The 13,222-nt window shown below is 49.9% G+C and carries 10 protein-coding genes; 1 reads left to right on the top strand and 9 read right to left on the bottom strand.

The window, feature by feature from the left end; translation table 11 throughout:
• Positions 1–2: 2 nt before the first annotated feature.
• The 8 genes from KNQ12_RS10555 to KNQ12_RS10520 form a co-directional block, all read right to left on the bottom strand.
• The gene (locus tag KNQ12_RS10555; protein WP_214748032.1) at positions 3–2,378 is read right to left on the bottom strand and encodes a glycoside hydrolase family 31 protein; all 2,376 of its coding nucleotides are present in this window, start codon (positions 2,376–2,378) and stop codon (positions 3–5) included.
• 153 nt (positions 2,379–2,531) lie between these two features.
• Entirely contained in the window at positions 2,532–4,055 is a 1,524-nt protein-coding gene (locus KNQ12_RS10550; protein WP_214748028.1) for a cardiolipin synthase, read from the bottom strand.
• A 111-nt stretch (positions 4,056–4,166) separates the two neighbouring features.
• Positions 4,167–5,288, bottom strand: coding sequence for a GTP-binding protein (locus tag KNQ12_RS10545; RefSeq protein WP_214748260.1), 1,122 nt, complete (start codon positions 5,286–5,288; stop codon positions 4,167–4,169).
• 464 nt (positions 5,289–5,752) lie between these two features.
• On the bottom strand, positions 5,753–6,637 hold the full coding sequence (locus KNQ12_RS10540; protein WP_214748025.1) for an alpha/beta fold hydrolase: 885 nt from the start codon (positions 6,635–6,637) through the stop codon (positions 5,753–5,755).
• A gap of 19 nt (positions 6,638–6,656) precedes the next feature.
• A complete protein-coding gene (locus KNQ12_RS10535; protein WP_214748023.1) occupies positions 6,657–7,103 on the bottom strand; it encodes a DinB family protein in 447 nt (148 codons plus the stop codon).
• Positions 7,096–7,614, bottom strand: a complete 519-nt coding sequence (locus tag KNQ12_RS10530; protein WP_214748020.1) for a GrpB family protein — start codon at positions 7,612–7,614, stop codon at positions 7,096–7,098. Before KNQ12_RS10530 ends, KNQ12_RS10535 begins: the two co-directional genes overlap by 8 nt.
• Before the next feature lie 90 nt (positions 7,615–7,704).
• Positions 7,705–8,442 (bottom strand): acetoacetate decarboxylase, encoded by a 738-nt coding sequence (locus KNQ12_RS10525; RefSeq protein WP_214748017.1) that lies wholly within the window; start codon positions 8,440–8,442, stop codon positions 7,705–7,707.
• A 13-nt stretch (positions 8,443–8,455) separates the two neighbouring features.
• Entirely contained in the window at positions 8,456–9,475 is a 1,020-nt protein-coding gene (locus KNQ12_RS10520) for a ketopantoate reductase family protein (RefSeq protein ID WP_214748014.1), read from the bottom strand.
• Between the two features lie 101 nt (positions 9,476–9,576).
• Here KNQ12_RS10520 and KNQ12_RS10515 point away from each other — a divergent pair, with 101 nt between their 5' ends.
• The gene (locus KNQ12_RS10515) at positions 9,577–10,458 is read left to right on the top strand and encodes a LysR family transcriptional regulator (protein WP_214748011.1); all 882 of its coding nucleotides are present in this window, start codon (positions 9,577–9,579) and stop codon (positions 10,456–10,458) included.
• A 38-nt stretch (positions 10,459–10,496) separates the two neighbouring features.
• On the opposite strand, the gene KNQ12_RS10510 is transcribed toward KNQ12_RS10515, so the two are convergent.
• Positions 10,497–13,211 (bottom strand): bifunctional 2',3'-cyclic-nucleotide 2'-phosphodiesterase/3'-nucleotidase, encoded by a 2,715-nt coding sequence (locus KNQ12_RS10510; RefSeq protein WP_214748008.1) that lies wholly within the window; start codon positions 13,209–13,211, stop codon positions 10,497–10,499.
• Positions 13,212–13,222 lie beyond the last annotated feature (11 nt).

Raw genomic sequence — 13,222 nt, 5'->3', positions numbered from 1 at the left:
GTTTAAGACAACATCAACTCAAGCAGACAATCGACGAGATCCTTCTCGAGTTCGAGTGCTTGCAACTGGTGCATCATGTTGACCGGGTCGAGCTTTTGTGACAGCAGGCGGTACAAACGGTCCTTCAAATCATAGCTGATTTCCGCTTGGTCGAGGAACGCATACAACCGGTCCATCTTGTTCTCGTTCGTCGAGATCTCGACTTGAAGCGACAATGTGATCGTATCGGTCACTTCACCCAGTTCGACACGAAGGGACTGTGTCGCATGATCATAGTGGCCGGTGACACTCTCTCCGTCGCGCTGGACGTATCCTTCACGGACTCCACGTAAAATCAATGTGATCGACCGATTTTCCGGTAGCAAGTCACGATGTCCAGTCGGTGCAGCGATCGTCAGTTCACGCGCTTCCCAATCGAGCGCGAATGTCGTCTCAACATTGACGCCGTCGCGGTGTGCGACCCCTGTGCTGTCGTCTTCAAACAACGTAAACCGGTTCGAGGCTCCCGGGAAGACGACGACTTCGAGATTGTCCGGATTATGCAATGTATTCGAATGTTCGAGATGACGACCGAGTGGGACGATCGCACCGGCTTTCGCGAGTACACCTTGGTCTTCGAGATAGCGGAACAGACGGATCTGTTTGCCGCCACGGTACCGGTGCCCATTGAAGAAATCGAACCATTCCCCTTCTGGCAACCATGCAGTCGCAGCTGTCATGTGCAGTTTCCGATGCATCGGCGTGACCATCGGCGCAACGATCAATTCCGTTCCGAAGTAAAACTGATTCGGAACATTGTATGCTTGATCGTCTTCTGGATGCTCATAATACATTGGGGAGACGAGGGGCAAGCCGTCAAAGTGATTGCGGGCATTCATCGTGTAGATGTACGGCACAAGCTGATGCCGGAGTCGTAAATATTTCTTCATGACGTTCGCCGCATCGGTCGAATAGCGCCATGGTTCCTTCCCATTGAAGATGCTCATCGTACTATGCAGACGCATGATCGGACTAAAGACACCGTACTGGAGCCAACGTGTCGATAACTCGTCATCTTTTTCCCCGCGCTGGTGCCCCCCGATATCATGACTCCACCAGCCGTAACCGATGTTCGACGCCGTCGCCGTGAAATACGGCTGGAATTGGAGCGATGCCCACGAGATGATCGTATCGCCCGAGAACCCGACCGGATAACGATGACTTCCGGGACCCGCGTAACGCGAGAAGATCAACGGTCGATTACCATCGCGGGCGATATCAAGCGCATGATAATGGTTGAGCATCCAGAGCGGATCGAGCCCCTTCATCTTCGAGTTCGCGCCCTGCTGCCAGTCGATCCACCAAAAGTCGACCCCATCCGCCTCATGCGGATGATGCAACTTCGTGAAGTAGTTCTCAATGAACGTCCGGTCCGAAAAATCAAACGGAATCCGAACATCCGATTCGGGATCAACGCCCATCGCGACCGCCATCGCCTCGTATGCTTCCTCAAACCCACGCACCCCGTCCGCCGGGTGCAAGTTAAGCGTGACCATCCGGTCGTCGTCCTTCAACCATTGCAAGAAGCCCCGTGGATCCGGGAATAGATCACGGTTCCACGTATAACCCGTCCAACCGCTCCCGTATCGTTCCGGAATATCGGTGACGTGCCAGTCCATGTCGATGACACTGACCGAGAACGGAATATCTTCCGTCTTGAAGCGTGTCATCAAATCCTTGTATTCCTTCTCACTATAACGCCAGTAGCGACTCCACCAGTTACCGAGTACCTGACGCGGTAACATCGGCGTCGGTCCTGTCAGGTGGTAGAAGTCACGCAGTGCCTGTTTGTAGTCGTGACCGTATCCGAAGTAATAGATGTCATGCGTACCGGAGCGTCGCGGTTCGACGAAGTGGTCTTCCGTCAGCACGAAGGCGTTCGAATCGTCGATCGCCGCGTATCCTTGCCGTGAGACAATTCCTTCTTCGAGAGGAATGACACCGTCCGCGTGGTCAAGCGTCCGTGCCGTTCCTTTTAATGTCCGGAGCGGTCCGCCGAACGTATAACGGCTGTAATAGGTACTGAAGTTCCCTAAGACATCGATATAAAGTGTGTTCGCAGCGAACGGTCCCTTCGTATAATGCAGATGGACGTGCTCGGTGATGATTTGCAATTCTTCCTCGTTTTCGACGATGCGATAAGCAGGTACCGGGAAATCACGATTGAAGACCGTTTGGGTCGGTCGATCCTCGAATTGTCCATCCGCCGCGTATTCGAGTCGGATCATCCGACTCGTCAAGACCGTGAAACGGTAGACATCTCCTTGGATGATAGCGTCTGGTCGTGCTTGTGGTTTCATGTCGCGCGTGTAGAAATGGGATTCATCAATTGTTCGCATACGAATTCGGGACTTCCGCCCCTTTCACTTCCTTCCAGGCTAAGTAGTGTGCAACCGATTACACATCTAGTGTATAAGAGTTCATGTTCCCACTTCAAGGAAGAATGAATCAAAAAAACGTCCCGCACCTGAAAATCGATGCGGGACGTTGCGTCATAATAGTGGTGAAATCAAGCGCGAAAGTGACTCGAAAATCCGGAAGCGGAGCGGACGTTTGACGTAATCATTCGATGATAACTGAATCGAGACGTCGAAATCAGCAATGAAGTCACGCTCGAGCTGTTCGGCACTTTCCGTATCGTACAGGAACGCCATCAGTTCATAGTTGAGGACAAAACTGCGAATATCCATGTTTGCCGTTCCGACGGCACCGATCTTCCCGTCGACGAGAAACAGTTTCGCATGGATGAAATGACGGTTATACGTATAAATCTTGACGCCGTCCTTCAAGAGTGGTCCGAAGTAAGACCGAGTCCCGTAATAAGACGTAAAGCTGTCGCCTTTACCCGGCGTCAAGATACGGACGTCGAGTCCGGCACGTGCTGCGAGTCGGAGCAACGTCATCGTCTCATTGTCCGGAATCAAGTACGGTGTCGCAATCCAGATCGAACGTTGTGCCGCGATGATTGCGGCAATCAAGGCATTTCGAATCGCGGGATCCTTCGATGTCGGTCCGCTCGTGACGATTTGAATCGCCCCATCTGACGCCACATCATGTTTCGGGAAGTACTGGTGGATCGACTCATCCCCCGCAAACGTCTCCCATGTGTCACTCGATTCGATTTGGGCATAGATCCAGTCGTCGAGGAACGTCGCTTGTAATTCCTTGACGGCCCGTCCTTCGAGCCGCAAATGCGTATCACGCCAAAATCCGAACTTCTTACTCTTGCCGTCGTACTCATCTCCGACGTTCAATCCACCGGTGAAGCCGACTTTTCCATCAACGATGACGATTTTCCGGTGATTGCGGAAGTTCGCCGTGAAGATGAACAAGGGACTTGAGATTGGGTCATAGGCTGCGATATGCGCTCCCGCGTCGCGTAGCGGGCGCAGGAAGTTTTCACCGAGCATATAACTTCCGAGTCCGTCATACATGAATCGAACCGTCACACCGGCTTCGAGTCGCTCGATCAATGCTTCCCGGATCGCTTTACCTGTCTCATCGTTGCGATAGATGTAGTACTGGATGTGGACATGATGCTGTGCTTGACGAATCGCGTCAAGAATCGCCGGGAACGTCTCTTCCCCGTTCGTCAGGATGTCACTTGCTGTATGAACGTCCACCCCGCCACCACCGAAGTTACGAATCGTATTCGCGAGCTTCAAATGGTTCGGTGGCAACTCACTGACGGCAAGCGACCGGACTGGACGAATCGCTTGTTTGAGCAATTTCCGTTCGTCATGCGAACGACGATTCCGACGGCGACGCCGTGGATTCCGACCGAACATCAACCAGATGATGACTCCGAGAATCGGTAAGAAGATCAGGACGAGGAACCAAGCAATCGTCGATTCTGCGGTCCGGTTCTCGATGAAGATAATCATGATGACAGCAAGCGGCACGACCGTCGCTGAAATCGTTAAGACATAAAATAAATAGCCGAGTTGATATAGTCCCCAAATGATGCCGCCGGCGACTAAAAATACGAGTGCGAATTGTAAAATCCGGTTGCGCACAGATTTTCCTCCTTCAATTAACATACCTTCACTAGTATTCTTTCCCCATTCACTATGAAAATATAACAAAAAAGAGAAACCGCAGATACGATTTCTCGAAAGATTGACCTCTTATAAAAATGTTTCTTCGTACATCTCGCGACCAGGAATTGGATCATTCAATGACGCCCAGTCCGTTTCGTGTTCCTGGACGAGACACGCATCAAATAGCGCTTCGAGCTTCTCCTGTTCTAGTCCGATGCCGATCAAGACGAGTTCGGTCCGTCGATCCTCATCCGATGCAAAACGACCAGCGTATTCCATGTTCGACGCATATCCTGCCTGATGGAACAGCAATGCCATCTCGGGACGTGTCGCAAGGAACAAGAAGCCTTTCGCCCGGACGACTTCTTGCGGCCAGTCTTCGATCAAGGCAAGCAAACGCTCCGGGTGGAACGGCACGTCGCGCTTGTAGACGAACGAACTGATCCCATACTCTTCCGTTTCCGGAATATGTTCTTCCGCATTCAACTCACGGATCCAGCCAGCACTCGCCACCGCTTGTTCAAAATCAAATAGATCAACGTCTAAGATGTCTGCCGGATCGACTTGACCATATGTCGTCTCGATCAAGCGGGCAACTGGATTTAATGCCTTTAGATAGCCGATGACGGTATGGCGTTCTTCCGGTGTCAGACGATCAACTTTGTTCAAGACGATGATGTCCGCGAACTCGACTTGATCGACGAGTAGATCGACGACTTCGCGCACGTCTGTCTCATCGACTGCCTGTTTCCGCTCAATCAACGATTCACCGGATTCGAAGTCCTTCAGGAAACGGTAACCATCGATGACCGTGACCATCGCGTTGATTTTCGTGACTTGTGATAAGTCGATGGCACTGTCCGGATCCTCGTACGTAAAAGTCTGTGCGACTGGAATCGGTTCCGAGATACCACTCGATTCGATGACAATACCGTCAATATCGCCTTGGTCGACGAGGCGTTTGACTTCAAGCAAAAGATCATCACGTAACGTGCAGCAAATGCAGCCGTTCGAGAGCGTGACGAACGACTCTTCCGTCCGCGAGAATCCGCCTTGCTCAATCAATGCCGCGTCAATGTTGACCTCACTCATGTCGTTGACGATGATCGCGAGGCGGCGCCCTTCGCGATTATGTAGTAAATGGTTCAATAGTGTCGTTTTACCGGATCCAAGATATCCAGATAAAACGGTGATCGATATCGGTTGCATCATCATTCATCCCCTAAAACGTAATCGTTACGTTTTATAGAGTAACCGACTTTTCACCTGACGTCAATCGTAATGATTTCGATTTATTTTATTCCCTAAAAAAGCCGATAAGCATCGACTCAAGGAGTAGACCGGGCTGACTCCAAAAAAATGACGCATCTTCTCACGCCCTTTCCTCAGGCGAGACACAAGCCAGTTTTCCTTCTTCCTTCAAGCAGGAAAGCGAGTCTTGTTTGTCTTCTGACAGCGCATAATGCGCTTTTTCCTGTAGGAGTGGCGTGTGACGCGTCATTCTTTGTAGATACTGACTTTAAAGTCAGCTCCGTCAGTTAAGAAAATAACATTTTTTCGCTCGGAATCGCTTCCTAGTGAAATACAAGCAGGAGCGACCCTGCAACGAAGTGAAGCGGCGCGATGCTCGTCCCAGGAAAATAATTCGAGCGAAACGAAAAAGCGTAACCTTACTACTGACTTTGAATCGGTAAATCCCATGTTGTCCCGATCAAATCCGTGATCCGCTCCGCTGCCTCGTGCGAAAACCCGGCAATCGTGTAATGATTCGTATCCGCAATCACATGATACATCCCGTTCGGTAAACTGTCGGCGAACGCAGCGTGAGCCGCATTGATTTGTTCGGTCAATGCCGGGTTCAACCAACTTTCTGGCATACCTCCCGCCCAGTTCGAAGCGGACAGGACGAGGACCGGCTGTGTCACGTCTTCAAGCAACGAAAGAATCATCTGATTGTTCTCTTCGACCGATTGCCATTCATCGAGCGTCCCCCGCCAATGCCCGGGTGCTGCAAAATGCCGCCACATCGGTAATTGATCAGCTTCCGGTAAGACACTGAACATCTTTTTGCCCAGATGGTCAGGAATCATCCAGGCGATCGGTCGGACGTGACTAAGGAAATAGAGGAATCGATTCCACTCCTCTTGTGTTCGTTCGTACCAGTTCGGTAATGCTGCGTCGACATCCGGATGCGACGGATCAAGCAAGACGATGCCGCGTGTCTCGTCTGCAAACAGTCGTCCACTTGCGAGCGAGATATAGGCGCCGAGCGAGTGCCCGATGAAGACATACGGTCCTTCGATACGAAGCATCCGTAAGACGTCCGCGAGCTCATCCGCTTGATGCGTAAAGAGTCGTTTGTTTTTACCACGACTCGATCGACCATACCCGAGACGTGAATATTCAAAGACCCGCCCCCGCTTCAATAATTCAGTTCGTAGCCAGCCCCATTGGTGTCGATTCGACATCATCCCGTGATCAAGGACGAATGTGACGTTCCCATTTCCTGTCAGCCGGGTATCAAAACGACCGGCTGATGTTTCAACGATATATTCCATACACTACCCCTACTTCCATTCATTCAAATAACGAGATCTCTAGCTCGTACCCAAGGATGTTCAAGTAATCAAATAACTGGGATCGATGATGATAGAGATGCACGGCTGCTTCGATTGCCCAGCCGTTCATCGAGTCGGTAACGCCCCAGTACGTCGGACGCGTCGTAAATCCGGTCGTGACTTTCTTCTGATAGATAGAAAACGCACGATTGATTCGATCATTTAACTGATCGCGCGGGACCGGTTCCGCATAAAACGCCTGCATCGCTTCAGCCGTCGCCCCTTCTGCGATCATCAAATCGGCTTCAAGTAACACAGCGAGATGGACAGCGACTTCACCGACGGTCCGTTTCCCGGGGATTGGTCGCGCGTCCCAATCCTGCGCCTCGATCTTCTCAAACAACGCTTTCGATGTCTTCACACCAACGCCGACATGGCGGATGAGGGCATGTTCCCAGTCAGTCATGTGCATTCTTCCAAGCGATTGCGCGGTGTTCGAGTTCCTTGACGAACGCATCCTTGCCGGCGATATAGGCTTCGATATCAAGCGGATATGTCGTTGCTAATTGTTCCTTTAATGCCCCGTAAGCAGTGGCTTCTTCTGGATGCGCACGCAAATAATCCCGAAAGACGAGATGACGCTTGATTTCTGGATTTCCCGCCGCATAGAGATGGATGTGATGCGTCCGTTCGTCGCCGCCTTTTCGATAATAGCGGCGTCCCGGCATCCCGAACTCACCCTTCGCTTCGTAACCGAGCGCTTCCATCTGTGCGTCGAACTGCTCGATTCCCTCGAGCGTATCGACGACGGGTAAGATATCGATGATCGGCTTTGCTGCGAGTCCCGGAACTGATGTACTCCCCATATGATGGATCTGCTTAAGGCGTGCTCCGAACACCTCCCGTAAGTGGTCCGCTTCTCGCGTATATTCACTCGCCCATTCTGATTGATACGGTAACACAATGACTTGTCGCATGGTCGTTTCCCCCTCTCAATTCAGTATGCCAGTTTTTGGGGTAAAACAAAACGACCATCCATTTTGGAGGTCGTTAATGTTAGAGAGTCGTTAATCCGTTAAATAATCATACAGTTTCGCAGGTCCACCAAGTCGAAGATCAGCGATGATATGCTGGGCATCGACGATCTTCCGAACAGGGAAGTCAGCGAGTGGTGCCATGACATGTTCGAATAACTGAAGTCGCGCCGGTCCACGGTATGCTTCTTTAATCTCAAGATCCGTGATTTGACTCCGCGTCAGCTCGGAGATGATCAACTCGCCTTGATAACCGCGATGCTGTTTGAGCATGAACTGCGGCGCACTGATGATCGATTGTGCCTCTTCGACCGCCATCGGAACATACTTGTATCCCATCGTCGCTTGGGCGACACGGAGTGAATGGTAGTCAAGCGTTCCAACGAGTACATCATTGTCGAGATAAAGCCGGGGTGAACCATACTTCTTCGGAAACGCAGCCACTTCACGACCAGAGGCGATCGCCGGCTGATTGTTGACATACATCGAGAGGTAAAACTCACCGACCTCTCCTTGATACCGAACCGGAATGACTTGCCCGCACTCGAGATAACTCCCAAGACCTGTGCTATCCGGCATATTGATGATCTCAAACTTGATCTGATTACTCAGCACATCGAGCGGTTCCGGAACGACTGCTTGTAACGCTTCGATGTCCGTCTCATAGATGATGTTCAAGTATTCCCGATTCCGAAAGAAGATATCGACTGCCGGAAAGACCGGTGCATTGATCGGTGTCGCGACGATATTTTTTACATCTTCCTGTCTCATCTGAATCCCTCCTTTATGCGTTTAACAATGCGGCAAAGCGTGCGACACTTGTTTCAAAATCTGGAACCGTCTTCGCTGCTTGCGCTTCTTCGACGATTTCTTGAATGAGTGAGTTGAACGGCGTTTTGATATCGTACGTGTTGCCGTACATCGTGACGATCCCATTAATGAAACGAATTTCGGTCGGTTGCCCTTTTTGTAGGTCCTGCAACATGCTCGCTTCTAAGTCACGCGACCCGTGCATCAATTGTGGCACGGTGATCAGTTTTTCATCGATATCGTCTAGTGTTGCGTAGGCTGCCGGCTCAAACGTACTCATCGGCGCGAATGTGATGCCGTGGGCGTGACCGACTTCAACGACTTCCTGCATCGTATGGATCGCTGCCCGTAGCAAGACCGGATGATCGAGAACGTCGCCATACGTACCGTTACACGCAGCGGATAACCCACTGAACGTACTATTGATGACGAGTTTTGACCATTTCGTTCCCGGTAGATTATCAGAGATTTCCGTCCCACCGATGTGATCAAGGATTTCCTTCAAGTGAATGATCCGGTCCGTCTTCTTACCGTCCAGTTCACCGATTTGCATCGCATATGTCTTGAAGTGCTCGTAATCCGATGTCAGACGTGACTCACCTGGTCCGACGTACGTCGCTCCGAACTCGACGGATCCCGCGATGATGCGTTCGCGCGGAATCTGTTGTTGAATGAATTCTTCTGGTACACCGTTCTGCAAGGAGACGAGAATACCGTCTTCCTTCAAGATCGTCCGGACTTTCGCCAGAACCGGTTCATTGTAGACCTGTTTCGTCAGCAACAATACGATATCGTACATCTCCGTGATGTCATCCGGATGCATCGCATGGACGGCTTGCGTCAAATCTGGTCCAATGACATGCGCGCCTGTTGTGTTTAGCGCTTCGATATGTGCGCGATTCGTATCGATCAGATCGACACCCGCATACTGTTGACTCAAATAAGCTCCCATGATGGTTCCTAGTGATCCTGCTCCGTAAATTCCGATTTTCATATCTATCACCTCTGGTATTTACGATATACTGGTTTCATCATAAACAGAAATATATATATTTATATATTTTAATAACCTATAGGTTATGTTAGGAGGATATCATGGAACTCTTACATTTGAATTATTTTCGTCACGTCGCGGAGGAATTGAACGTGACGCGTGCTGCCGAACGATTATTCATCAGCCAACCCGCCCTCAGTGCGACGATCAAAAAACTAGAACGTGAATTGAACACGACGTTGTTTCATCGAAAAGGCAGAACAATCAGCTTGACCGACAATGGACGACTTCTGTTGCAATCAGTCGAAAAAATCGAACACGAGCTGACACGGGTCCAGGAAAGAATGATACGAAATGATGCCTCTTCTGAAACGACACTCAGTCTTGTCAGTTCGCATGGTCGCTTCATCCAATTGATTCTACGGGAATTTCTCCTACCGCAGACGGCACCTTTGTTCAACTCGGACATCCTCTCAAATCGCGACATTTTAAGCGGTCTGCTTCATCAAGAATTCCATTTCTCGATTAGCTTTATGGAACTCAAGCACCCGCTCATTACGAGCGAACCGATCGTGGAGGAAGATATCGTCATCACCTATCCTGCTTCCTATTCAGAGAAAGAAGCGATTACGGCGCTCTATGCGGATGAAACCGAAACTGCCTTTTTGTTTCCCTCTCACAATAAGGATTACAACCGCTTCATCCAATTGAAGATGGCGGAACTGAACATTTATGCCGATACCACGCACTATATTGATGACGTCTCGCTGCAACTCGCCTTACGCCAGCAACGGTATTTCAGCTTCGTTCCCGTCTCCGTCTGTCGCGAGATGGGACTTCCCTTCATCACAGACGATGTGTTTACCATTACGTCACGCCTCTATATGTCGCAAGCGACGGATCAATTGACGGTCGAGCAAGCAACCATCTACGAACGTATTAAACGATTTCTACTCTCACAACGCACATATCTAGCCAAATAGAAACGGATGCCTGCATATGCAGACATCCGTGTGAGATATTACTTCGTGATGAAGTAGCGTGACTGATCGAGATGATCTTTCGCTGTATAGATGTTGAGTTTGTACGAGCCGTTCGTCAATGCCTTACGCATCTTCAAGACATAGTTCCCGTGCTGATCCGCCACGTCTTGAGCGATCAATTGATAACCAGCTTCTGTTTTTTGGTAGAGGCGGACGATTTGTCGTTTTTCGACTTTACCTGTCAACGTCTTTTTGCCTGACCATTTTTTGACTGGATACGTGTTCTTGATCGTGAACGACGCTTTTTTCTTGATCTTATTCGAGATGTCTGTCGACTTGACCGTGTACGTACCTGTCGTTAGACCGTTCTTGACCGCAATCTTGAAACCACTTGCCGTCGTTTTCGCTTTCGCGATCTTCGTTGATCCTTTATAGAGCGTCACGTCAAGACCTTCCGTTGCTTTACCGCGGAGGACCGTTGAACCGTAGACTGCTGACTTTTTATCGATCGCTGGTGTCGCAACGACACCTGTTCCGACTGTGACGTTCGTTTCTGTCTTCATGAAGCTGAGTTCAGAGACGATCGTCAACTTGTCACGCAATTTGAGCGGTCGTGTTCCGACTTCGTATTGACCCGCTTCGTTTGCTGTTGCTGTTCCAAGGACTTTATCGCCAAGTTTAACTGTGACTTTCGCACCTGGAACGGCTTGACCAGTAACGACTTTTGCACCCGGTTTAACTGCTTTTGCCGAGACCGTGAAGTCTTTCATCGGAACGTTCATATTGAATTTAAGGAACGTACCTGTCTCACCTGGACGTGTTTCACCTGTGTTCGTGATGCCTTCATACCGCTTGACGTACGGTGCAGCTGCAGCCGCTGAATCAAAGCTGACCGTCGTCGGCTTACTTGCGACGAGTGACCAGTTGTCATCGGCTTTATAGTCAACCGGTTGTTTCGCTTTGATGAAGTCCGAGATGACATTACGTGTTTCGTAGGCTGATTTGTAGACGATATTCTTTCCGCCACCAAGACCTGGGAACGTCGCACTGCCTGCGCGGTAGTTGTTCGTCGCAACAAGGAATTCTTGATCGTCTGCGATCGCTTTACCTTGATACTTGATATTTTGGACGCGATTTGCGTCTTTATTGACAACGACACCATTATAGTCAAACTTCGCTGGTTTCGTGATGTCGATTTCATACGTCAATCCATCGAGGATATCAAAGTTATAGCTGCGGAATTCTTTGTTCAACAAGTTCGTTTGCTCACCGCCGACTTGGTTGAACTGACCAGCTGACATTTCGAGCCAGTCTTTGACGTCAGCCCCTGTTACTTTGACGACTTCGAGTGTATTCGGATAAACATAGAGATCGGCGACGTTCTTGAGTGCGATTGGTCCTTTTTTGATCAAGGTGTAATCGGATGCGTTGACCTGGTTACGACCACCTGTCTTGAATGGTGCACCAGCAGACAACAACGGGAGATCTTTATATTTCGCAAGATCGGCATTTTCTTTGAGTTGTTTCTCGACATACCATTTCTGAGCATTCGTTACGAACTGAACTGAATCATCGTCTTGCGCGAGAGCGAAGAAGCTCTGGATATCATCATTGATCGTCCCGACTTCTTGACGAATGTAAGCGAGCGTTCCTTCATGTGCTTTTTCGATCAACTTGACAGCACCGGCATCTGCTGTCGTGTCTTTCGTCACGTCCGCTAGTTTCGCACCAGACGTATCAACGACCCATTTCCCGTCGACTTGCTTCAACTGAAGATCGATGACTCCGACGTTTTTCCCTTGTGTGTTTGCCATGACGACCGGTTTGCCATTGATTAGACCGTTCGTCGCGTCAACGTTCGGCAGCTTGTTGAACGCTGAATCGGCTGCTGGGAACTTCCCGTGCTGATGACCTGTCATCAAGACATCGATGTCTGCGACTTTCGTCAACGCGTAGCCGACGTTCTCATCGCCATCTTTTTGATCCGTCGTATCCCCGATACCTGTGTGTGCGAGTGCAACGACGACGTCTGCGCCAGCATCTTTTAATTTTTTCGCTGTTGCTTTAGCAGTCGGGATGATATCTTCAGCCGTGACTTTCCCCGTCAAGTTCCCCGCATCCCATGCCATGATTTGTGGCGTGACGACTCCGAACACACCCACCTTGACTGTTTTCATGTCACCGTTCTGGTCCTTGACTTGACGTTCGATGATTTGATAGTCTTTTCCATCTTTGTTGTAGTCCGCGACGATCGGCTTTTTCGTGACTGCATCCAATACGTTCGAGTTGACGAACTTGATTGAACCGCTCGAAGCACTCATCGCTGACTTGAGGAAATCAAGACCGAAGTTGAATTCATGGTTTCCGAGCGTGACCGCATCATAACCGAGGTATTCCATCAATTCATACATCGGATGTTTGCCTTTGTTTCCTTTGTCATACTGATTCTTGACGTAATCACCGAATGGCGTTCCTTGAAGTGTATCTCCGTTATCGAACAAGAAGCTATTCGTAACGCCCACTTCAGCTTGTTGCTTTTTGATGACTGTAGCCGCTTTGACGAGACCAATCGTTTCGTCCTGCGCATCCTTGAAGTAATCGTAGTTCATTGAGTTCGTATGTAAATCCGTTGTTTCTAAGAAGCGTAACTTGACGACACTGTTGTCGGCAGCAAGTGTCTTGACTTGAACGACTGGTACGAGCATCGGTGCGATCAGTGTCGACGCGATGACGAGTTTCGTTGCTTTTTTCATATGGATTTCCC

The sequence above is a fragment of the Exiguobacterium sp. s11 genome, from assembly GCF_018619015.1.
In the GTDB taxonomy this organism is placed as follows: domain Bacteria; phylum Bacillota; class Bacilli; order Exiguobacteriales; family Exiguobacteriaceae; genus Exiguobacterium_A; species Exiguobacterium_A indicum.
This window is presented reverse-complemented; position numbering and strand designations above follow the sequence as displayed.

Bases quoted from the DNA above. Each gene is read 5' to 3' on its own strand.
- KNQ12_RS10555 (WP_214748032.1), bottom strand. From the start codon at position 2,378: ATGCGAACAATTGATGAATCCCATTTCTACACGCGCGACATGAAACCA.
- KNQ12_RS10545 (WP_214748260.1), bottom strand. From the start codon at position 5,288: ATGCAACCGATATCGATCACCGTTTTATCTGGATATCTTGGATCCGGT.
- KNQ12_RS10540 (WP_214748025.1), bottom strand. From the start codon at position 6,637: ATGGAATATATCGTTGAAACATCAGCCGGTCGTTTTGATACCCGGCTG.
- KNQ12_RS10535 (WP_214748023.1), bottom strand. From the start codon at position 7,103: ATGACTGACTGGGAACATGCCCTCATCCGCCATGTCGGCGTTGGTGTG.
- KNQ12_RS10530 (WP_214748020.1), bottom strand. From the start codon at position 7,614: ATGCGACAAGTCATTGTGTTACCGTATCAATCAGAATGGGCGAGTGAA.
- KNQ12_RS10525 (WP_214748017.1), bottom strand. From the start codon at position 8,442: ATGAGACAGGAAGATGTAAAAAATATCGTCGCGACACCGATCAATGCA.
- KNQ12_RS10520 (WP_214748014.1), bottom strand. From the start codon at position 9,475: ATGAAAATCGGAATTTACGGAGCAGGATCACTAGGAACCATCATGGGA.
- KNQ12_RS10515 (WP_214748011.1), top strand. From the start codon at position 9,577: ATGGAACTCTTACATTTGAATTATTTTCGTCACGTCGCGGAGGAATTG.
- KNQ12_RS10510 (WP_214748008.1), bottom strand. From the start codon at position 13,211: ATGAAAAAAGCAACGAAACTCGTCATCGCGTCGACACTGATCGCACCG.